At 53.8% G+C, this 20,721-nt stretch carries 21 protein-coding genes; all 21 read left to right on the forward strand.

The annotated features are described in order from the left end of the window. Positions 1 to 202 precede the first annotated feature (202 nt). The gene (locus tag MKY86_RS32175; protein ID WP_036723943.1) at positions 203 to 949 is read left to right on the forward strand and encodes a hypothetical protein; all 747 of its coding nucleotides are present in this window, start codon (positions 203 to 205) and stop codon (positions 947 to 949) included. After that, the gene (locus tag MKY86_RS32180) at positions 939 to 1,877 is read left to right on the forward strand and encodes a serine/threonine protein kinase (protein ID WP_445668081.1); all 939 of its coding nucleotides are present in this window, start codon (positions 939 to 941) and stop codon (positions 1,875 to 1,877) included. The genes MKY86_RS32175 and MKY86_RS32180 overlap by 11 nt, the downstream gene beginning before the upstream one ends. Positions 1,878 to 1,935: 58 nt before the next feature. Then, complete coding sequence (gene tilS / locus MKY86_RS32185; RefSeq protein ID WP_445668024.1) at positions 1,936 to 3,399, forward strand: tRNA lysidine(34) synthetase TilS; 1,464 nt, start codon at positions 1,936 to 1,938, stop codon at positions 3,397 to 3,399. A gap of 46 nt (positions 3,400 to 3,445) precedes the next feature. Further along, complete coding sequence (hpt, locus tag MKY86_RS32190; RefSeq protein WP_036696450.1) at positions 3,446 to 3,985, forward strand: hypoxanthine phosphoribosyltransferase; 540 nt, start codon at positions 3,446 to 3,448, stop codon at positions 3,983 to 3,985. Positions 3,986 to 4,096: 111 nt separating this feature from the next. After that, positions 4,097 to 6,142 (forward strand): ATP-dependent zinc metalloprotease FtsH, encoded by a 2,046-nt coding sequence (gene ftsH / locus MKY86_RS32195; RefSeq protein WP_076082807.1) that lies wholly within the window; start codon positions 4,097 to 4,099, stop codon positions 6,140 to 6,142. A 245-nt stretch (positions 6,143 to 6,387) separates the two neighbouring features. Continuing rightward, the gene (gene nadA / locus MKY86_RS32200) at positions 6,388 to 7,326 is read left to right on the forward strand and encodes a quinolinate synthase NadA (protein ID WP_036696456.1); all 939 of its coding nucleotides are present in this window, start codon (positions 6,388 to 6,390) and stop codon (positions 7,324 to 7,326) included. A 39-nt stretch (positions 7,327 to 7,365) separates the two neighbouring features. After that, entirely contained in the window at positions 7,366 to 8,982 is a 1,617-nt protein-coding gene (gene nadB / locus MKY86_RS32205; protein ID WP_076082810.1) for an L-aspartate oxidase, read from the forward strand. After that, positions 8,972 to 9,844, forward strand: a complete 873-nt coding sequence (gene nadC, locus MKY86_RS32210; RefSeq protein ID WP_036723928.1) for a carboxylating nicotinate-nucleotide diphosphorylase — start codon at positions 8,972 to 8,974, stop codon at positions 9,842 to 9,844. Before nadB ends, nadC begins: the two co-directional genes overlap by 11 nt. After that, positions 9,844 to 10,611 carry a type III pantothenate kinase gene (locus MKY86_RS32215; protein ID WP_036723925.1) on the forward strand — a complete coding sequence of 256 codons (768 nt, stop codon included), beginning with the start codon at positions 9,844 to 9,846 and terminating at the stop codon, positions 10,609 to 10,611. Before nadC ends, MKY86_RS32215 begins: the two co-directional genes overlap by 1 nt. 51 nt (positions 10,612 to 10,662) lie before the next feature. After that, the gene (gene hslO / locus MKY86_RS32220; RefSeq protein WP_076082813.1) at positions 10,663 to 11,547 is read left to right on the forward strand and encodes an Hsp33 family molecular chaperone HslO; all 885 of its coding nucleotides are present in this window, start codon (positions 10,663 to 10,665) and stop codon (positions 11,545 to 11,547) included. A gap of 9 nt (positions 11,548 to 11,556) precedes the next feature. Continuing rightward, positions 11,557 to 12,501 (forward strand): peptidylprolyl isomerase, encoded by a 945-nt coding sequence (locus MKY86_RS32225; RefSeq protein WP_083685576.1) that lies wholly within the window; start codon positions 11,557 to 11,559, stop codon positions 12,499 to 12,501. 174 nt (positions 12,502 to 12,675) lie between these two features. Further along, positions 12,676 to 13,614, forward strand: a complete 939-nt coding sequence (cysK, locus tag MKY86_RS32230; protein WP_036723922.1) for a cysteine synthase A — start codon at positions 12,676 to 12,678, stop codon at positions 13,612 to 13,614. 164 nt (positions 13,615 to 13,778) lie between these two features. Next, entirely contained in the window at positions 13,779 to 15,404 is a 1,626-nt protein-coding gene (locus MKY86_RS32235) for an anthranilate synthase component I family protein (protein WP_076082817.1), read from the forward strand. After that, positions 15,401 to 15,982, forward strand: coding sequence for an aminodeoxychorismate/anthranilate synthase component II (gene pabA, locus MKY86_RS32240; protein ID WP_076082822.1), 582 nt, complete (start codon positions 15,401 to 15,403; stop codon positions 15,980 to 15,982). Before MKY86_RS32235 ends, pabA begins: the two co-directional genes overlap by 4 nt. Beyond that, a complete protein-coding gene (locus MKY86_RS32245; protein ID WP_076082826.1) occupies positions 15,979 to 16,857 on the forward strand; it encodes an aminotransferase class IV in 879 nt (292 codons plus the stop codon). The genes pabA and MKY86_RS32245 overlap by 4 nt, the downstream gene beginning before the upstream one ends. After that, on the forward strand, positions 16,854 to 17,711 hold the full coding sequence (gene folP, locus MKY86_RS32250) for a dihydropteroate synthase (RefSeq protein WP_076082830.1): 858 nt from the start codon (positions 16,854 to 16,856) through the stop codon (positions 17,709 to 17,711). Before MKY86_RS32245 ends, folP begins: the two co-directional genes overlap by 4 nt. A 33-nt stretch (positions 17,712 to 17,744) precedes the next feature. Continuing rightward, on the forward strand, positions 17,745 to 18,107 hold the full coding sequence (gene folB, locus MKY86_RS32255; protein ID WP_076082833.1) for a dihydroneopterin aldolase: 363 nt from the start codon (positions 17,745 to 17,747) through the stop codon (positions 18,105 to 18,107). Between the two features lie 9 nt (positions 18,108 to 18,116). Beyond that, complete coding sequence (gene folK / locus MKY86_RS32260) at positions 18,117 to 18,668, forward strand: 2-amino-4-hydroxy-6-hydroxymethyldihydropteridine diphosphokinase (protein ID WP_036723913.1); 552 nt, start codon at positions 18,117 to 18,119, stop codon at positions 18,666 to 18,668. Next, complete coding sequence (locus MKY86_RS32265) at positions 18,620 to 18,829, forward strand: helix-turn-helix domain-containing protein (protein ID WP_036696484.1); 210 nt, start codon at positions 18,620 to 18,622, stop codon at positions 18,827 to 18,829. Before folK ends, MKY86_RS32265 begins: the two co-directional genes overlap by 49 nt. Positions 18,830 to 18,874: 45 nt before the next feature. Continuing rightward, positions 18,875 to 19,891, forward strand: a complete 1,017-nt coding sequence (gene dusB / locus MKY86_RS32270; protein WP_036723910.1) for a tRNA dihydrouridine synthase DusB — start codon at positions 18,875 to 18,877, stop codon at positions 19,889 to 19,891. 224 nt (positions 19,892 to 20,115) lie between these two features. Further along, on the forward strand, positions 20,116 to 20,595 hold the full coding sequence (greA, locus tag MKY86_RS32275) for a transcription elongation factor GreA (RefSeq protein ID WP_036696487.1): 480 nt from the start codon (positions 20,116 to 20,118) through the stop codon (positions 20,593 to 20,595). Positions 20,596 to 20,721: the final 126 nt, after the last annotated feature.

The raw sequence follows: 20,721 nt of genomic DNA on the forward strand, positions 1-20,721 counted from the left end.
CGCCTTTGTCTTCCGATTTCAACCGCGAGCTGCGGTACAAAAAATCAAGAAATCGGAAGACAACAGCGATCGAAGGCCCAAAATTCTCGCAGAGACTCTTTTTTACGAGCTCATTCAGATCTAATCTTTAAGCGTTAAGCGGCGTTTGAAATCTCTCAACCTTGGCAATGCTAGTAACTAGACAAGGAAGGGAGGAACGGTCATGAAACAAATTCTGCTGATCACGGACGGTTGTTCGAATGTGGGGGAGAGTCCGGTGCTGGCGGCAGCACACGCCCGTCAGGAGGGCATCACGGTCAATGTTGTAGGGGTCGTAGATTATGGAACCATCGGTGAGCTGGGCAGCCGGGAGATTGCCGATATTGCCAAGGCAGGGGGCGGGATCAGCCGGATCGTGGGAACCCCGCAGCTGGCCCAGACCATTCAGATGATGACACGCAAGACGGTGGTTCAGACCATTCAGCAGGCGGTTAATAAAGAGGTGCAAAAAATTCTCGGCGACGGCTCACTGGCGGAGCTGCCTCCGCAGCAGCGTTCACAGGTGGTTACCGTGGTCGATGAGCTGACCGAGACCTCGCCGCTACGCATAGCGCTTTTAATTGATGCAAGCGCCAGTATGAAGCCGAAGCTTGGCGCGGTGGAGGATGCCATCCGTGATCTGGCGCTCAGTCTGGAGGCCCGGGAAGGGCGCAGCGAGATTGCCGTGTTCCATTTTCCCGGACGCTCCGGCAGTGAGGATGCCATGCTGGATATCGACTGGACCCGGAATGTGTCCGAGGTCCGCTCCCTCTTTTCCAGATTGAAGATGCGGGGGGCTACGCCGACCGGGCCAGCTATTTTCAAGGTGCTGGAACATTACCGTTATGATAAACTGGAAGAACATCGTAATTATCTTCCAGGGGAAGATGACGGGGCAAGAGAAGGGATGATTGATGGGTATGTCGTCTAATCCATCCTATCCGGCAGGCACAGTAATTACCGGCAAATGGCGGGGGAACCGTTATGTCGTGGAGCGTGTACTGGGGAAGGGGGCAAACGGAACCGTATATCTGGTGCAGCGGGAAGGCAGACGGGAGCGGTATGCGCTCAAGATCGGATACGATACGCTGGAGCTGCAGTCTGAGATTAACGTGCTGACCTCTCTGCAGTCCTGCCGAAAGCGCAGCGAGCACCGGGCCCGCAAGGAATCGCCGCTATCCTCCTATCTGCTGGAATCGGATGATTTCAAGGACCGGGACCATACTCCCTTTTATGTAATGCGTTATGTGGAAGGCAGGCCGCTGCACCATTTCCTGTCCAGGAACGGTGCCTCCTGGCTGGGGCTTGTCGGAATGACGATTCTGGAGAAGCTGCAGACGCTGCATGAGTGCGGCTTCGTGTTCGGGGACCTGAAGCCGGAGAATGTCATGGTATCCAGCTACGGGGAAGCCGAGCTGATTGATTACGGAGGGGCAAGCCCCATCGGACGGAGCGTGAAGCAGTTCACAGAATGGCATGACCGCGGATTCTGGAATGCCGGCAGCCGGACAGGCGACCAGAGCTATGACCTGTTTGCTTTTGCCGTCCTGTGCCTGCGTCTGCTTAATGAAGAAGGGCTGAAGTCTGCCGCCCAGCAGCTGCCGCAGACAAGGAGCGTAGAGGAGCTGATGAAGCTGGCCCGGGAGCTGCCGGATAAGAAGCTGTCCTCCTGGCTATGCCTCGCGCTTAAAGGCGGTTTCCCCGGTTCCGCGCAGGCAGCAGAGATCTGGAGAAGCCACATCTACAGAGGACGGAAGAGCGGACACGAGACGATGGCGACTCCGCGCTGGCTCAAAAATGCGTTCGCGCTGTCTTTATTTCTACTGGCATTCACGCTATACTGGGTTTTCCGTTTCTGAGATCTGATATCGTACATAATCAACAAGATGCTGACCGCCGGAGCAGGCGGTGTAAGGGATGGCAGGAAAGGAAGCCCCTATGGAGCACAGGAAGGAACTGGTGGAATCCGTAATGGAGGCTGCGGCTGAATATGAGCTGTGGGCGCCGCATGACACCATTGTAGTCGCAGTTTCCGGAGGGCCGGACTCTGTGGCTCTTTTGCGTATTCTGCATGAGATCTCCCTGACCCGGATGCCGCTGACGCTGATCTGCGCCCATGTCAATCACGGCTTCAGAGCCGAATCGGTTGAGGAAGCAGAGCTGGTCCGGGACCTCGCGGCCGAGCTGGGCATTCCCTTCGAGCTGGGCGAATTCGATATTCCGTCCATTATTAAGGAGAGCGGGCTTGGCCCGGAAGGGGCTGCACGGGAGAAGCGTTACCAGTTCCTGATTGCTACCGCACACCGTTACCGGGCGCGCTCGGTAGCGCTGGCCCATCATGCAGACGATCAGGCCGAGACGGTGCTTATGCGGCTGCTGCGGGGGAGCGGGCCTTCGGGCCTTGCAGGCATGCGCTGGAAACGGACCGAAAAAAAGGTGGAACTCATCCGCCCCTTCCTGCGTATTAACAAAACGGCTCTTGTCGGCTTTTGCCTAGAAGAGGGCTTAGCTTATGCGGAGGATGCGACCAACCTCCTGACGCAGTACAAGCGGAATGCAGTCAGGCTGGAGCTGCTCCCTATGCTGGAGCAGCATAATCCGAGAGTGAGACAATCGCTTCTGCAACTGGCTGAAATTGCCTCGGCGGAAGATGAATATATGGAGGCGAATGCGGCAAAATGCTTTGATGAGCTGGTTTTCACCGAGCATGGAAAATACACCTTGAAAAGAGCTGCCTTTGCGGCCATACCCTCCGCTTTACAACGGCGTTTGATTAAACTAATATTAAATTATCTGTCGGCGGATTCATCATTCATGGATTTTTCCAAGATTGAAGCAGTACGCCGGGGAACGCTGCAGGAATACCCTACCGTCTGGACGCTGGATATGGGTGGCGGTTATGTCTGCGTGCGGCAATATGATACCATTGTGTTCTCGTCCAAGCCCTTGACCCGGCAGGTAAGCTATACATACCTGCTGTCTTTGACTCATCCCCGGATTAAGCTGATGGAGATAGGAAAGGTTATGACGATGAGGGGGCTTGCGGGGGAAGTTTTTTCTGCACAGGAGGAGGATTACGGGAAGAACTCGGCTTGGTTTGACGGGGACGATCTTGTCCTGCCGCTCACCATTCGTTCCCGGTTGCCTGGAGATACCATAAGGGTTATGGGATTAAACGGAAGCAAAAAGGTAAAAGATATTTACATTGATGATAAAATACCTTCTTCCGAACGGCCTGCAATTCCCCTCGTATGTGATGCACTCGGCAATATCGTCTGGATTCCGGGCGTAAGGCGCTCGGTGCATGCCGCAGTTGGGCGGCACACGGCCTCAGTTCTGCTCCTGACCCTGGAAGACATGGAACAGGGCGAAGAATCGTAATGGCCGAAGTAAGTCTTTCATAAGTATATCTTAGGAGGTTCGCAAGTTGCAGAATGATATTCAGGAAATCTTGATCAGCGAAGAAGAAATTCAACAAAGAATCAGGGAGCTTGGCGCCCAGCTGAGCAAGGAATATGCAGACCGCACACCTTTAGTGATTTGTGTACTCAAAGGTGCGTTTATTTTTATGGCGGATCTGGTTAAAGTGATTACAGTACCCGTTGAAATGGACTTCATGGCGGTATCCAGCTATGGCGGTACAACCAAATCATCCGGCGTAGTCAAAATCATCAAGGATTTGGACACATCGGTTGAAGGCCGTGATGTTCTGATTGTCGAGGATATTATCGACAGTGGCCTTACACTCAGCTATCTGATTGACATGCTGCAGGGGCGCAATGCCGCTTCTGTCAATGTAGTCACTCTGTTCGACAAGCCCTCGGGCCGTGCCGTGAATCTTGAAGCCCAGTATACCGGCTTTGTGATTCCTGATGCATTCCTTGTAGGCTATGGACTGGACTATGCCGAGCTGTACCGGAACCTCCCTTATGTCGGTGTACTGAAGCCTGAGATTTACACCAAATGAACTACCCGACAGCCTTAGATCTACGGATCACTTTTCTGGATTTCCTGACAATTTGAGGAGTCCGGTCAGGCTATGGTACAATAACTTGAGCGTTGCGAGAGGAGGTAGGGGATGAATCGGTTCATCCGGAATTCTGGTTTTTATTTGATTTTATTTTTAGTCGTGGTGGGCATAGTCCAGTTTGTAAGCAATGGAAATGAATCCGCCGATCTCCCTAGATATGATGAGTTGCGGCAGGAGATCTCGAACAATAATGTGAAGAGCATGACGGTTCAGTTTGAGGGGAATGCATTTCTGGTTACTGGCGAATATAAAGAGCTGCCACCCGAGGCTAAATCGAAGAATTTCTCCACTTATGTTCCTCCTACAGACGAGGCCCTTAACGAGCTTGTGGATGCCAGCGATAAGAACGGCATAGAACTTAGCCAAAAGAAAATGGAAGGTGACAGCATCTGGCTGACATTCCTCTCTTCCATGATTCCACTGGTCATCATGTTCATCCTGTTCTTCTTCCTGTTCAATAATGCACAGGGCGGCGGCGGCAAGGTGATGAACTTCGGCAAGAGCAAGGCCCGGTTATATAATGAAGAGAAGAAGAAGATCAGCTTCGAGGATGTTGCAGGAGCTGACGAAGAGAAGCAAGAGCTGGTTGAGGTTGTTGAATTCCTCAAGGACCCCCGCAAATTCGCAGCGGTAGGTGCCCGGATTCCGAAGGGGGTACTCCTTGTAGGTCCTCCGGGAACAGGTAAAACCTTGCTGGCCCGTGCAGTTGCAGGGGAAGCAGGCGTTCCGTTCTTCAGCATCTCCGGTTCCGACTTCGTGGAAATGTTCGTCGGTGTCGGCGCATCCCGCGTACGTGACTTGTTCGAGAACGCGAAGAAGAACGCTCCTTGTATTATCTTTATCGATGAGATCGATGCTGTGGGACGTCAGCGCGGCGCAGGACTTGGCGGCGGACATGACGAACGGGAACAGACCCTTAACCAATTGCTCGTTGAAATGGACGGCTTTGGCGGCAACGAAGGCATTATCATTGTCGCGGCTACCAACCGCGCAGATATTCTTGACCCGGCGCTGCTCCGTCCGGGCCGTTTCGACCGTCAAATTACGGTTGACCGCCCAGATGTGAAGGGCCGTGAAGCTGTACTGAAGGTTCACTCCCGCAACAAACCGCTGACCAAGGATGTAAGACTTGACGTTATCGCCAAGCGTACTACCGGCTTCACCGGTGCCGATCTGGAGAACCTGCTCAACGAAGCGGCATTGCTTGCTGCACGCCGTAACCGCAAGGACATTACGATGCGTGAAGTGGATGAAGCGATTGACCGTGTCATCGTCGGTACCGAGAAGCGCAGCCGCGTCATCAGTGACCGCGAGAAGCGGATTGTCGCATATCACGAAGCAGGCCATACCATTGCCGGGTACTTCCTTGAGCATGCTGATGTGGTTCACAAGGTTACCATTATCCCGCGTGGCCGTGCCGGCGGATATGTTATTATGCTTCCTAAGGAAGACCGGATGATCGTAACCAAGCAAGAACTTCTGGATAAGGTTACCGGATTGCTTGGTGGACGCGTTGCTGAAGAAATGTTCATTGGCGAAATCGGCACAGGCGCTTATAGTGACTTCCAGCAGGCTACGCGCATTGTGCGTGCGATGATTATGGAATATGGAATGAGCGATAAGCTTGGGCCCTTGCAGTTCGGTGCAACCCAAGGCCAAGTCTTCCTGGGCCGGGATATCGGACATGAACAGAATTACAGTGACTCCATTGCTTATGAGATTGATCAGGAAATGCAGAACCTTATCCGCAGCAGCTATGAGCGCTGCAGAGAGCTGCTGACCAAGCATTCCAAGGAAATGCACCTGATTGCCAACACCCTGCTTGAGAAGGAAACGCTGGAGCTTGATCAGATCACAGAATTGATTGAGCAAGGCTACCTGAGCGAGGATGGCAAGCCAGAAGAAGGCGACGCCATTACCAATGAAGCGGGCGAGCCGATTATTGATTCCATCGGTGATGTGCGTGTCCGGATTCAAGGCAAAACTGGCGAGGAATCCCCATTAGACCTGTCCAAGGATATTCCAAACAAGCCGGACCCTGAAGAGGGCAACGGACCGGATGACGGGAATAAGGGCGGCGGAAGCCTGGTCTAAGCTGTACCGCAGCAAATTGTGTAATCTAGTCCGGAGAACCACTGGTTCTCCGGACTTTTCTTTTGAATACAGGCATGCACAGGTTTCACACGGCAACTTGTCCTCCGGTTTCTCTCTGAAACAGAGCACCCGCTTGGATTGACAGGGGGTGGAACGTTGTGTACATTAGTGAATAAATATTAAATTTATCATTTATAAGAAATGTACTGGCGGCAAGCCATGATGACATAAGGGGGAGACTGACCGTGGAAGCTCTGGCGCTTGAGCGCAAGCAGGAACAGAATCGTGAACTTCGTGTGCGCCTCGAACAGCTTAAGAAGGAACGGAATGCTATTATTCTGGCTCATTATTATCAGCGTGATGAAATTCAGGAAGTCGCCGATTTCCGGGGAGACTCGTTTTTGCTGGCCCAGAAGGCAGCGGAGACAGAGGCAGATGTAATCGTATTCTGCGGCGTTCATTTCATGGGGGAAAGTGCCAAGATTCTGGCGCCGAACAAGACGGTCCTGATTCCTGACGAACGTGCAGGTTGCCCGATGGCTGACATGGTCAATGTGGATGGGCTGCGCAAGCTGAAGGCTCAGCATCCGGGTGCGAAGGTAGTAACCTACATCAATTCCTCTGCAGAGATCAAGGCGGAGACAGATATTTGCTGCACCTCAGCGAATGCGGTGAAGGTGATCGAATCACTCGATGCTGAAGAAATCATCTGGGTGCCCGATAAGAATCTGGGTCAATATGTGCAGGATCAGACCGGCAAGAAGCTGATTATCTGGGAGGGCTATTGCAATACTCATGACATGCTTACCGTCAAGGATGTCATGGAGATGAGAGCCAAATACCCGGAAGCTGAATTTGTTGTACACCCCGAATGCCGCCCGGAAGTCGTGGCAATGGGGGACTATGTGGGCAGCACTACCTCAATTCTGGAGTATTGCCGGAAATCGGACCGCCGGCAGTTTATTGTGGGAACTGAGGATGGAACCGGGTATCAGCTAAGGCTGGATAGCCCGGATAAGGAGTTTCATTTTGCTACCAAATTCCTGGTATGTCCTAATATGAAGGTAAATAATTTGAAAAAGCTGGTCAAATGCCTGGAGACGATGAAGCCGCAGATCTATGTACCGCCTGCAGTCGCCGACAAAGCCAGAACATCCCTAGAGCGCATGCTACAAGTCCGGTAGCATGCGCTACTCTTTCGTTGAAACAGGTGAAAAGCGGTCATGATTCCACAATATTTGGTTGATTTTGATCTTCAGGGACTTCCTGTAGTTAAGACAGACTGCCTGGTCATTGGTTCCGGTATTGCCGGGTTATTCACAGCGATCAAGGCCAGCGAAGACCGGAAGGTTATTATGATTACGAAGAAGACCGTAATGGAGAGCAACACACGGTATGCCCAGGGCGGAATTGCGGCCGTCATTTCGGAGGATGATTCGCCGGCGTATCACCGTCAGGATACCTTGATGGCCGGCGCGGGACTGAACTCCTCTGCGGCTGTGGATGTGCTGGTCAATGAAGGACCCGAAGGCGTCCGCGAACTGATCCGGCTTGGCACTATTTTCGATAAGGAGAATGGTGTACTGGCCTTAACCCAGGAGGGGGCACATAGCCACCGCCGTATTTTACATGCAAATGGGGATGCTACAGGATATGAGATTGTCCGCGCACTCGCTGAACAGGCTGCCCGGCATGAGAATATTGAGACCTGGGATGACCATTATGTCGTTGACCTGATTACGGAGGACGGAGAGTGTCTGGGAGCGCTTGTACAGCGGCCTGACGGCGGGCGGTTATTCCTGCAGGCAGATGCAACAATCCTATGCTCCGGCGGAGCAGGACAGCTATACCGTTACACGACCAATCCTGAGGTGGCCACCGGAGACGGGGTAGCCATTGCCTATCGTGCCGGTGCCCATATCCGGGATATGGAGTTCATTCAGTTTCATCCGACCGCACTCAGCTATCCTGGCGCTCCGCGCTTCCTGATCTCGGAGGCTGTGCGGGGAGAAGGCGCTGTGCTGCGGAACATTAACGGTGAGCGGTTCATGGAACGTTATCATGAGCTGCAGGAGCTGGCCCCGCGGGATATTGTTGCCCGTGCCATTGTAAGCGAGATGGAATTGACCAAATCCACCTTTGTCTATCTGGATATTACGCATGAACCGGCGGATATGGTTAAACACCGCTTCCCGACCATTTATGCAACCTGCATGAGCTACGGGCTGGATATTACAAGTGACTGGATTCCGGTGGCTCCTGCTGCGCATTATATGATGGGGGGCGTGAAGACCGACCTGAGCGGAGAGAGCACGGTTGCCCGCCTGTTTGCCTGCGGTGAGGTATCATCTACTGGTGTGCAGGGTGCCAACCGGCTGGCCAGCAACTCCTTGTCGGAAGCTGTTGTGTTCGGCCGCCGGATCATTGAACGAATCCGCCAGCTGCCGCCGCTTCACCGGGATAACCTACCCTCAGCCTATCATCAGGCAAGGGTAGAAGCTCCTGCACAGGCTATTGTTGAACGGCGGTTGAAGCTTCAAAAGGCTATGGTGCGGTACGCCGGACTGCGGCGGAACCGGGAAATGCTGAACAAAGGCCTGGATGAGATAAAGCGCCAGCTGCCGATTTTTAAGACCAAACTGACAACACGGGAAGAATACGAGTTCGCCAATATGCTTACATGCTGTCTGCTGATCACTGAATCGGCCCTGGCACGGGAGGAGAGCCGCGGTGCGCATTATCGTGAGGATTATCCGCTGCGCAGTGACGCACAGTGGCAGAAGCATCTGCTCCAGATTCGCGAACTTGGAATAGTGGAGGAATTAAGTGATGATGTTTAACGGATACAATGAAGATCTGCTTAAGGCTATTAAGGGCTGGCTGCAGGAGGATGTCGGCTCGGGGGATATTACTACCCGTACTACCATTCCAGCCGGGCATGAGTCCAAGGGAATCATCCATGCCAAGGAAGACGGGATTATTTGTGGAATCCCCGTGGCTGAGCTGGTATTCGAGGTTGTTGATCCTGGGCTCGTATTCACGGCGCTGGTCCAGGAAGGACAAGCGGTCTCCAAGGGCACTGTGATTGCTGAGGTAGAAGGCAGCACTCATGCCATCCTGACGGGTGAACGGCTTGCCCTCAACTTGATGCAGCGTTTATCCGGTGTGGCCTCGCGCACGGCTTCTTTTGTTGAGAAGCTTCAAGGGCTGCCGACCCGCCTGGTGGATACCCGCAAGACCACACCGGGTCACCGGATGCTGGAGAAATATGCAGTTCGCATTGGCGGCGGAGCCAACCACCGTTACGGTCTGTATGATGCGGTAATGATTAAGGACAATCATATCAAGGGGGCCGGCGGCATCCGTCAGGCAGTAGGACGTGCCCGTGCCAATATCCCGCACACCATGACCATTGAAGTAGAGACGGAGAGTCTGGAGCAGGTAGAGGAAGCGCTGGCGGCCGGAGCTGATATTATTATGCTCGATAACATGTCTCCTGAGCAGATGGCTGAAGCCGTGAGAAGAATCCGGACCAAGGCGAAGCATGTCACCATTGAGGCATCGGGCAATGTATCTCTGGAGACGGTCCGGGGCATTGCTGAATCGGGTGTGGATGTGATTTCGGTAGGACGGCTGACGTATTCCTTCGCGAGTCTCGATATCAGCCTGGATCTGAATGGCAAGAAGGAGGGAGCCCTCTGATGATACTTGTCGTCGATATCGGCAATACGAACATCGTACTGGGCGTCTACCGGGGCAGTGAGCTGTTGCACCATTTCCGGCTGAGCACTGCCCGCGGGTCCACTGTCGATGAATATGGTGTGATGATTCATAATCTGTTCAGCATGTCGAATCTCTCGTTCAGGGATGTCGAGGGGGTCATCATCTCCTCGGTTGTTCCGCCGCTCGTGCAGGTTATCGTAGAGATGTGTGTCAAATTCATCGGCAAGGACCCGCTCCTTGTGGGGCCTGGTATCAAAACCGGGCTTAATCTGCGTTATGAGAACCCGCGCGAAGTGGGGGCGGACCGGATTGTGAACGCGGTTGCGGCGATTGAGCAGTATAAATGTCCGCTTGTCGTCGTTGATTTCGGCACGGCAACCACCTTCGACTGCATTGATGCCGGGGCCAACTATCTGGGCGGTGCTATCGTGCCGGGTCTGGGCATTTCCACGGAGGCCCTCTATCTGCGTGCATCCAAGCTGCCCCGGATTGAGCTGGAGAAGCCCAAGAAGGTAATCGGGCGCAATACCGTACATGCGATGCAGGCGGGAATCATTTTTGGCTATGCCGGTCAGGTTGAGGGTATCGTCAGACGCATCAAGCAGGAGATGAACGCTCCCGTTCTCAAGGTTATTGCTACCGGAGGGCTGGCCTCACTGATTGCCAGTGAGACAGAATGTATCGATGAGGTTAATCCGATGCTGACGCTTGAAGGATTGCGCATTATTTACAACCGTAACAAATAATCATAAAGATGAACCTATACAGAAGAGAGAGATAGGAGGAGTATGCACCCAATGGATAATAAGAAGGACCGGCTGGTCCGGGGGACGGCGATGAACGGAAAAGTCAGAGCGTTCGCTGTCCGTACCACTGAGCTTGTCGATGAATTGCGGCGCAGACATGATACGTATCCGACGGCTACGGCAGCGCTTGGACGTACGGTTACTGCCGCAGCTATAATGGGGGCCATGCTCAAGGGGCAGGAGAAGCTTGCGATTATGGTCAAAGGAAACGGTCCGCTCGGGCAGATTACGGCTGAATCCAATGCCCTGGGAGAAGTTCGCGGCTATGTGCACAATCCGCATGTTCATCTGCCAAGCAACAGCATGGGCAAGCTGGATGTTGCAGGGGCGGTAGGCACGGAAGGCTTCATTGATGTCAGCAAGGATCTGGGGATGAAGGAGCCGTACCGCGGCAGTGTGCCTATCGTTTCAGGAGAGCTGGGTGAGGATTTCACCTATTATTTTGCCCTCTCGGAGCAAACGCCTGCTGCTGTAGGACTTGGAGTGCTGGTGGAGACCGATAATTCAGTCAGAGTTGCCGGAGGCTTTATTATTCAGCTGCTGCCCGGCCTGACCGATGAGGAGATTACCGAGGTTGAGCAAGCGGTTGGAGCCATGCCTTCGGTTACGTCCGTGCTGGATCAGGGGCTTGAGCCTGAGGAAATGCTGCGGCTGCTGCTGCCGGATGCTGTGATCCTGGATGAGCTGGAGGTCCGGTTTGTATGTCAGTGCTCACGGGAACGGATTGAGCAGACTCTGGTTAGTCTGGGTGAGCACGAGCTGGAACGGCTGATCGAAGAAGATGATACGGCAGAAGTCGTCTGCCATTATTGCAATGAGAGCTATGTATTTAACAAGGATGAACTGCAGGTAATCCTCGATCAAGCGAAGTCATAGGGCTATGAAATGGTGACAAGACAGGAGCGCGCGCTGCGCAATGCCGTTATATTACTTGCCGTGGCAACGCTGGTGCTGGGAGGGCTATTATTCTGGAGCCTGCGTGCCATGGCACTGCTGAAGGCAGAAACGGCTGAAGGAGAAGCCTCGGATGTCGCTGCTGCCGGAGGACAGCCGGTCACGGAACAGGAATGGATAGAGGAGCTTCAGAAGAAGCACGGGGAAGAAGTGCTGCTGAGCATGCTGAATCATATCGTGGTGGGCAAGGAAGCCGCAGCTCTGGGAATTATGGTCACGGATGATGAGATTGAACGGGAACTGAAGCGGGGAATGTCCGGTTACAGCTCGGAGGAGCAATATTATCAGCAGATGCAGTCTGAGCTTGGACTATCCCGTCAGGAGCTGCGTGAGGAGACGGCATACCGGCTGACGCTCCAGGCCATAGCAACGGCCGGCATTGCGGTCAGTGATGCGGAAATTGATGATTATCTGAAGCAAAATAGCGAGAGATTCATGCCCCGCAAGCAAATGCAGCTCTCTATCATCCAGACCTCCACCTATAACGAGGCCATTACAGTGATGGATCGCCTGGAGCGGGGTGAGGATTTTGCAGAGCTGGCCCGTGAGGTCTCGATCGACGAGGAGAGCCGCCAGCATGGCGGCAGTATCGGAACGGTCGAGGAGAAGGACCCGTTCTGGCCTGAGGAGCTGCTGGAGACAGCAGCCGGGCTGGAGAATGGCGATATCGCAGGACCGCTGCAGGTTGACGGGGGGTATGCTGTGATCCGTCTGGAGAAGCTGATTGATCCTGTGAAGCCGGATCAGGAGGAACTGCGGCGGATGATCGGCCAGCAGCTGAGACTGGAGCAGGCAGCGCCCTTGCAGCAGGTAGAGCGTGAATTACGGGCCAAATATGATACAGCAATATATATTGACAACAGCCTGCAAGATTGATAATATGAAATTAAATATAAAACCTACTGATTTAGTCGGAAATATTAAGCGGTACAATTACAACTGTTAGTTACCCAGGCATTGTGAACCGGGGGCTACGGTAATATATGCTGATAGCATCTCTCATAAGTTCCGCACCCTAATTCATTTATCATTCCAAGGAGGTTTTTACTCATGGCTAAAGTCGTCAACAGTGTAACAGATTTGATCGGTGGCACACCGCTCGTCCGCCTGAACCGGATTGTTCCGGAAGGCTCGGCAGAGATCTTCCTGAAGCTGGAATACCAGAATCCAGGCTCCAGTGTGAAAGACCGTATTGCCATCAGCATCGTAGAAGAGGCTGAGAAAGAGGGCCTGCTGAAGCCGGGTGGCACGATTGTAGAAGCGACCAGCGGTAATACAGGGATCGGCCTGGCGCTTGTGGCAGCTGCCAAAGGCTACAAGGCTATTATTGTTATGCCGGAAACGATGAGCCTTGAACGCCGCAACCTGCTGCGCGCTTACGGCGCTGAGCTCGTATTGACTCCGGGATCGGAAGGAATGAACGGTGCGGTCAAGAAGGCCGAGCAGATTCTGAGCGAGAATCCGGATTATTTCCTTGCGGAGCAGTTCAAGAACAAGGCTAACGTGAAGATCCATCGCGAGACCACTGGACCGGAGATCGTTGAAGCGATTGAATCCGTAGGCGGCCCGCTGGATGCATTCATTGCCGGTGTCGGCACAGGCGGAACGATCAGCGGTGCAGGTGAAGTGCTGAAGAGTCAATATCCGGGCGTGAAGATCTATGCGGTAGAACCTGCGGCTTCACCGATTCTGGCTGGAGGCAAACCGGGCCCGCACAAGATTCAGGGTATCGGCGCTAACTTCGTGCCAGAAATTCTGAACCAGAATATCTATGATGAGATTATTCATGTTGAGAATGATGAAGCGTTCGAAACTGCCCGCCGCGTAGCCAAGGAAGAAGGCGTGCTGTCCGGCATTTCCTCCGGTGCGGCTGTATTTGCTGCACTGAAGGTAGCGAAGGAACTTGGCGCAGGCAAGAAAATTGTTGTCATCATTCCAAGCAACGGCGAACGTTACTTGAGCACTCCGCTCTATAACTTTGAAGTATAATTGCTGAGAATTCAGCTCTTACGAAGAGCCTGCCCTATCCGCTTTCACAGGGATACCGCAGGCTCTTTTTTCGGATAATAAGCATTTATAAGAATTGCGGGCTTTTCAAAGTAACCCTATGTACAGTATACTGACAGGCAATAAACTATCGATGAGACGGGAGAATGGTTGTGGAGATCTTAACGGCTTGGCAGGACTGGGAGCAGTGGGCAGAGGCAGATGAGGCCTGGAGCGTCCTTCCCCTGATCCTGAGGAAACGGCAGGACAACCAAGGCTTGCCCCGCAGCTGGAAGCAGGCCTGGGAACAGGCTTCCCCCTATTCGGTTGTCCTGGAGAGCGGCAAGGGCGGGCGCTACACCTATCTTGGCCTGAGCCCTGTCTCGATCATCGAAGGCCGGGGAGCCGTTGCGGAGAGCTATACTCCCGGAGCCAAGGCTTCGGGGCATATAGAGTCTGCCGTAACGGAAGGCCAGCCGCTGCAAGTGCTGCAGGCATGGATGAGGGAATATACGTCTCCCCGCCTGCCGGTTGACGGTCTGCCGCCGTTCACCGGCGGCTGTATCGGATTTCTTGGCTATGATGTGGCCCGTTCCCTGGAGAAGCTGCCGTCGCTTGCCAGGAACAACCCTGAGTTTCCGGATTATCTGTTCATGAGACTGGAAGAAGTGTGGATCTACGATGAGCAGGAGCAGCAGCTCTACTGTGCAGTTCATATCCCTGTGCCGGATACTGTATCCAGCGGTAACCTGGATGGGCTAAGGAGTCTGTATGAGGCTGCTGTGCACCGTGCGGAGCGCATGCTGGAGCAGTGGAGCCTTCTCTACGCACCGGCAGAGCCGGAAGAAGCAGCCGCTGCAAGGTACGCCGGGCTTACCCGCAGGGTGGAGGGCGAGGCCGAGATCACCGGCGAGTGGCCCGGCATGAGCTCGGATTTCTCTGCCGCACCCTTCCAGCAGGCTGTGCTGAAGGTCCAGGAATACATCCGTGCCGGAGATGTATTCCAAGTGAACCTCTCGCTGCGCCAGCAGGCGCAGCTCAAGTCTACACCCGAGGAAGTCTACGAATGGCTCCGTAGACTCAACCCGTCCCCGTACATGGGGCTGCTCCGCACGCCCGGCTTCGCGCTCTCCAGCGCCTCGCCGGAGCTGCTCGTCAAGCTGCACGGGGACAAGGTCAGCGCCCGCCCCATTGCCGGCACCCGGCGGCGGGGCCACACTCCCGCGGAGGATGCCGCCATGGAGGCGGAGCTGCGCGGGAGCGAGAAGGAGATCGCCGAGCATATTATGCTTGTCGATCTGGAGCGCAGCGACATCGGCCGTGTCGCCGCCTACGGAACGGTCAGCGTGCCGGAGCTGCTGACCGTAGAGCGATACTCGCATGTCATGCATCTCGTCTCGCAGGTTGAGGGGATCATCGCACCCGGCAGGGATGCGTATGATGTCATTGCCGCCTTGTTCCCCGGCGGCACCATCACGGGCGCGCCCAAGGTGCGCACCATGGAGATCATCGAAGAGCTGGAGCCGGTCCGCCGGGGACCCTATACGGGATCTATGGGCTGGATTGACTATAACGGCAATATGGAATTAAATATAATCATACGCACGCTCGCAGTGAAGGACGGAATCGGCTACATTCAGACAGGTGCGGGAATTGTGATCGATTCAGACCCTTACCGGGAGTACCGGGAATGCCACAACAAAGCCAAAGCGGTAGTCAAAGCCATTCTCTGCAGTGAACGCGAGCAGGAAGAGCGGGCTGCCCTCGGCACCGAAGGAGGAAGCGCAATATGATCTTGGTCATCGATAATTATGATTCCTTTACGTATAACCTGGTGCAGTATCTGGGTGAGCTGGGGGAAGAGGTTAAGGTAGCGCGCAACGATGAGATCAGCATTGAGGAGATAGAAGCATTAGCCCCGGATCATATTCTGATCTCTCCGGGACCCTGCACACCGAATGAGGCAGGCATCAGCCTTGCGCTGCTGCAGCATTTCAAGGGCATCATCCCCATATTCGGCGTATGTCTCGGACACCAGGCCATCGGACAGGCTTTTGGCGGTAATGTCATCCGCGCTGAACGCCTGATGCATGGCAAAACCTCGCCCATCCATCATAACGGCACCTCCGTGTTTGAGGGGCTGGAGTCTCCTTTCACAGCGACACGCTATCATTCACTGATCGTGGAACGTGAGAGTCTGCCGGATTGCCTGGAGATTACTGCCGAGACCGCTGAAGGCGAGATTATGGCCTTGCGGCATAAGGAATACCCGATTGAAGGGGTACAGTTCCATCCCGAGTCGATCATTACGAACCACGGTCATACCATGCTGCGCAATTTCCTGAAACGGAGAGCCGGAGAACCGGCATGAAATATATAGGACTTAACAACAAAGCAGTCGACGCCAAAGACGCCGTGGTCTCCGCTCTGGATCACGGCTTTTTGTACGGCATGGGCCTGTTCGAGACCTTCCGCACCTATGGGGGGCAGCCCTTCCTGCTGGAGCGCCATCTGAGCAGAATGGCAGAGGGTTGCCGCCAGCTGGGCATTCCCTTCGAGCCGGATATACAAGGGCTGCGGGAATGGATTCAGCTTGTAATGGACAAGAATGAGCTTAGTGAGGCATATATCCGCTACACAGTTACGGCGGGCGAGGATATTCTGGGTCTGCCATCCGCAGCCTATAAGCAGCCTAATCAGCTGCTCTATATCAAAGCCCTGCCGGTCACGCCAACCAGCCTTTATACGGAAGGCAAAGAACTTCAGCTCCTGAACCACAGACGCAATACCCCGGAGGGCCCGGTAAGACTCAAATCGCTGCACTATATGAACAACATTCTGGCAAAACGTGAATTGGCCGGTTATCCGTCCGCAGAGCGAGGAGCCGAGGGACTGATGCTCACCGCACAGGGCGAGGTCGCCGAAGGGATTGTGAGTAATATTTTTTTTATCTCCAATAAGCAGCTCTATACCCCCGATATCTCCACCGGGATTCTTCCGGGAATTACCCGGGAAATGGTGCTTGAGCTGGCAGCGGCCAGCCATCAGCCTGAACAAGGCTTTTACCGCTGGGAACAGCTTGCGGCTGCGGATGAAATCTTCCTCACCAATTCCGTGCAGGAGATCGTACCGGTGAGCACCTTGTGGAATGGGGACCGGAGGGTAACCATAGGCAGCGGGCGCTGTGGAGAGCGGACGGCTGCACTTATGAGGCTGTACAGAGAAAGGACGGATATGCTGATATGAAGCCGATGATCTATGAGCGGACTTACCGCTGCGGAAGCAGCGAGCTGAAATTGGGCAAGCGCACGCTGATTATGGGCATACTCAATGTGACGCCGGACTCCTTTTCGGATGGGGGCCTGTGGACAGAGCGGGATAGAGCGGTAGAGCATGCGTTGCAAATGGCGGCAGAGGGTGCCGATATTATCGATATAGGCGGAGAATCCACGCGTCCGGGTCACCAGCCGGTGAGTGCTGAGGAAGAATTGGCCCGTGTACTTCCTGTCATTGAGCGCATCCATCAGGCCGCCCCGCATCTCCCCCTCTCTATAGACACCTACAAGGCGGAAGTCGCCCGCCAGGCGATTCAGGCCGGTGCGCATATCATCAATGATGTATGGGGAGCCAAGGCCGATCCGCAGATGGCGGCGGTTGCTGCGCAGGCAGACTGTCCGATCATTCTGATGCATAACCGCCATGACCGAGATTATAACGATTTGATCAGCGATATGACGGATGACCTGAGCGCGAGCATTCACCTGGCGCTGGCAGCGGGAGTGAAGCCGGAGAATATTATTTTGGACCCGGGAATCGGCTTCGCCAAGGACTATGCAGAGAATCTTCAGGTCATGACCGGCCTCGGCGCACTGACGAAGCTGGGATATCCGGTGCTGCTGGCCACTTCGCGCAAAAAATTCATTCGTACCGCCCTAGGTCTGCCCGCAGATGATGTCCTGGAGGGGACCGCAGCTACTGTCGCCTTCGGGATTGCCCAGGGCTGTCAGCTTGTGCGGGTTCATGATATTGCGGCAATAAAACGTACAGTAGAGATGTGTGACGCCATGTTATATGCAGGGTCACCTGTGTTCTGCGTATAGACTATATTCTTCAAGAGAAGGCAGGTACCCTTAATGGATAAAATGAAGCTGCACCGCATGGAGTACTACGGTTACCACGGAGTGTTCGAAGAGGAGCGGAAGCTCGGACAACGTTATTATATCGACCTTGAGCTGGAGCTTGATTTGCAGGGAGCAGGGCTCAGCGATGATCTGGAGCAGACTGTGAATTATGCTGAAGTTCATGTTTTGGTCAAAAAAATTGTCGAAACCCAGTCCTTCAAGCTGATAGAAGCTTTGGCGGAACATATTGCATCCGGGTTACTGGACACTTATACTGTTATCAATGCAGTAACGGTCCAGGTGACCAAGCCGCATCCTCCTTTTGATATTCATTTCCAGGGAGTCACTGTAGAATTGCGCCGGACGAGAAAGTGAGACAGACTGATGAACATACCTTCCACCTCTGAGGCATCAGAGGCTTATATTGCTTTAGGGGCTAACCTGGGTGACCGTCAAGGCACCTTGAGAGAAGCCCTGCACCGGCTGGAGCATCACGACAAGATTGAAGTTATGCGCACCTCCCGGGTCTACGAGACGGAGCCTGTCGGATATCTGGATCAGCCTCAGTTTCTTAACATGGCGGCTGTTCTGCGCACCACACTAGCACCGGAGGAGCTGCTTCATGTGATGCTGGACACGGAGACCCAGTTAGGCCGGGTCCGGGATGTGCGGTATGGACCGAGAACGGTAGATTTGGATTTGCTGTGGGTAGAGGGGCTGACCCTGGACACCCCGGATCTGACGCTGCCTCATCCGAGGATGCTGGAGCGGGCGTTTGTCCTTCTGCCGCTCAGCGATATCTTATCGCAGAACGAAGAGTCTTCCGGATTCCGCAGATTAATTACAACAGCGCTGCAAGACATAGACGGAAAGGCAGGAATTCGCCTGTGGACAACAAACGTATGGGAATGCGGGTCAGAGCGTTCCGGAAGCTGAAGGGCTACACGCAGCAGGAACTGGCGGATTCTGTCGGAATATCACTTGCTGTGCTTGGCGCAGTGGAGCGGGGCAACAGACGTTTGGAAGATCAAATTTTAAATAAAATTGCGGATTTTCTGGAAGTGACAGTAGAGGAATTGGCCCATCCGGCACCCTAAGACCGGGCTGAACGTTACAAATTAAGGTAGGGAAGTGATTGGGCCATGCTGAAGATTGGTGATATTGAATTGAAGAATCAGGTCGTGCTGGCGCCTATGGCTGGCGTATGTAACCCGGCATTTCGTCTGATTGCCAAGGAATTCGGGACTGGCCTGGTCTGTGCGGAGATGGTTAGCGGCAAAGCGATTGTACATGGCAACCAGCGTACGCGTGAGATGCTGTTTGTTGATGAGCGTGAGAAACCGCTGAGCCTGCAGATTTTTGGCGGGGACCGGGAGTCGCTGGTGGATGCGGCGAGAATTGTCGATAAAGAGACGAATGCCGATATCATCGACATTAACATGGGCTGTCCGGTGCCCAAGGTGACCAAATGCGATGCCGGAGCACGCTGGCTGCTGAATCCGGACAAAATCTATGAGATGGTATCCGCAGTAGTGGAGGCCGTGGACAAACCGGTCACCGTGAAAATGCGGATCGGCTGGGACAGCGAGCATATCTTCGTTGAAGAGAATGCGCGTGCGGTGGAACGGGCCGGCGGAGCGGCGGTCAGCGTACATGGGCGGACCCGCGAGCAGCTCTATACGGGACGCGCTGACTGGAATTATATCCGTATGGCTAAAGAGGCAGTATCGATCCCGGTAATCGGCAATGGCGATGTGAATACGCCGGAGGATGCGCGGGCGATGCTGGACCAGACCGGCTGTGACGGTGTAATGATCGGGCGGGGTGCACTGGGCAACCCGTGGATGCTGTACCGGACGATTCAGTATCTGGATACCGGTGTTCTGATGCCTGAGCCTGGAGCTGAAGAGAAGATTAAGGTAGCGATTCTTCATATGGACCGCCTGATTGCTCTTAAGGGTGAAGCTGTGGCTGTCCGCGAGATGCGCAAGCATCTGGCCTGGTATCTGAAGGGCTTTAAGGCGGCAGCCCGCGTGAAGGACGTTATTATGGAAGAAACTAAACGTGACGAGATGGTGCGGATTTTGAATGATTTTGTCGGTCAGCTTAAGCAGGATGAGGAGCAGAACAGCGCGGATAGCGAGCTTTTTGCCGTATGAGCCTCACATATTCCTGGGACTAAGCCCCGTTCCTGTGTGCTTTATTGATTATTGCTAAACATTATATGGGGCGTCATTGACATTTTGTAGCGGTTCCAATATAATTTCACAGTATAAAATCGCCGTTACAGCAGGAGCAATGGTGAAGGAGGGTTCTGATCCCTCCGGATTCGCATATAGTATGGTGTTTTCAATAAATGTATACGACAGGAGAATCGGTTAAGATGAGCGATAAAGAAGTCATCCTTACACCGGACGGACTTAAGCGTCTGGAAGAAGAACTGGAGTTCCTCAAATCCGTTAAACGCCGCGAGGTAGCGGAACGTATCAAAGTGGCCATCGGCTACGGAGATATCAGTGAGAACTCGGAATATGAAGACGCGAAGAATGAACAGGCCTTCATTGAAGGACGGGTTCTTACTTTGGAGAAGATGCTCCGCAATGCCCGTATTATTAATAGCGATGAGATCGTGACAGATGTGGTAAGCATCGGAGTAACGGTGAACGTTGAAGATATGGAGTATGGCGACATTATGGAATACACCATCGTGGGTACTGCCGAATCCGATCCGCTGAACAACAAAATTTCCAATGAGAGCCCTGTAGGCAGAGCGATCATCGGCAAGAAGATTGGTACGATTGTGGATGTTAGTGTCCCTGCAGGCGTCATTCAATATAAAATTCTTGATATCAAAATGAAGTAAAACGGTTCCGAAAGCTTCCTTAGGGAAGCTTTTTTCAAAGTTACAGCCAGCCGTAAAATATGGGTGAACACATACAGCTTATATTTTGTACCTTGTACCGGAACGGACTGTCCGCAAGATCGGGGC

The organism is Paenibacillus sp. FSL R7-0333 (genome assembly GCF_038000365.1).
Lineage (GTDB): Bacteria > Bacillota > Bacilli > Paenibacillales > Paenibacillaceae > Paenibacillus_AQ > Paenibacillus_AQ silagei.

What these genes read in the sequence shown, in the direction of transcription:
- MKY86_RS32235 (WP_076082817.1), top strand. Translation starts at nt 13,779, where the DNA reads ATGGTTGTGGAGATCTTAACGGCTTGGCAGGACTGGGAGCAGTGGGCA.
- cysK (WP_036723922.1), top strand. Translation starts at nt 12,676, where the DNA reads ATGGCTAAAGTCGTCAACAGTGTAACAGATTTGATCGGTGGCACACCG.
- MKY86_RS32245 (WP_076082826.1), top strand. Translation starts at nt 15,979, where the DNA reads ATGAAATATATAGGACTTAACAACAAAGCAGTCGACGCCAAAGACGCC.
- hslO (WP_076082813.1), top strand. Translation starts at nt 10,663, where the DNA reads ATGGATAATAAGAAGGACCGGCTGGTCCGGGGGACGGCGATGAACGGA.
- MKY86_RS32175 (WP_036723943.1), top strand. Translation starts at nt 203, where the DNA reads ATGAAACAAATTCTGCTGATCACGGACGGTTGTTCGAATGTGGGGGAG.
- folK (WP_036723913.1), top strand. Translation starts at nt 18,117, where the DNA reads ATGAACATACCTTCCACCTCTGAGGCATCAGAGGCTTATATTGCTTTA.
- tilS (WP_445668024.1), top strand. Translation starts at nt 1,936, where the DNA reads ATGGCAGGAAAGGAAGCCCCTATGGAGCACAGGAAGGAACTGGTGGAA.
- dusB (WP_036723910.1), top strand. Translation starts at nt 18,875, where the DNA reads ATGCTGAAGATTGGTGATATTGAATTGAAGAATCAGGTCGTGCTGGCG.
- pabA (WP_076082822.1), top strand. Translation starts at nt 15,401, where the DNA reads ATGATCTTGGTCATCGATAATTATGATTCCTTTACGTATAACCTGGTG.
- MKY86_RS32180 (WP_445668081.1), top strand. Translation starts at nt 939, where the DNA reads ATGTCGTCTAATCCATCCTATCCGGCAGGCACAGTAATTACCGGCAAA.
- MKY86_RS32225 (WP_083685576.1), top strand. Translation starts at nt 11,557, where the DNA reads ATGGTGACAAGACAGGAGCGCGCGCTGCGCAATGCCGTTATATTACTT.
- folB (WP_076082833.1), top strand. Translation starts at nt 17,745, where the DNA reads ATGGATAAAATGAAGCTGCACCGCATGGAGTACTACGGTTACCACGGA.
- folP (WP_076082830.1), top strand. Translation starts at nt 16,854, where the DNA reads ATGAAGCCGATGATCTATGAGCGGACTTACCGCTGCGGAAGCAGCGAG.
- ftsH (WP_076082807.1), top strand. Translation starts at nt 4,097, where the DNA reads ATGAATCGGTTCATCCGGAATTCTGGTTTTTATTTGATTTTATTTTTA.
- nadC (WP_036723928.1), top strand. Translation starts at nt 8,972, where the DNA reads ATGATGTTTAACGGATACAATGAAGATCTGCTTAAGGCTATTAAGGGC.
- nadB (WP_076082810.1), top strand. Translation starts at nt 7,366, where the DNA reads ATGATTCCACAATATTTGGTTGATTTTGATCTTCAGGGACTTCCTGTA.
- greA (WP_036696487.1), top strand. Translation starts at nt 20,116, where the DNA reads ATGAGCGATAAAGAAGTCATCCTTACACCGGACGGACTTAAGCGTCTG.
- MKY86_RS32215 (WP_036723925.1), top strand. Translation starts at nt 9,844, where the DNA reads ATGATACTTGTCGTCGATATCGGCAATACGAACATCGTACTGGGCGTC.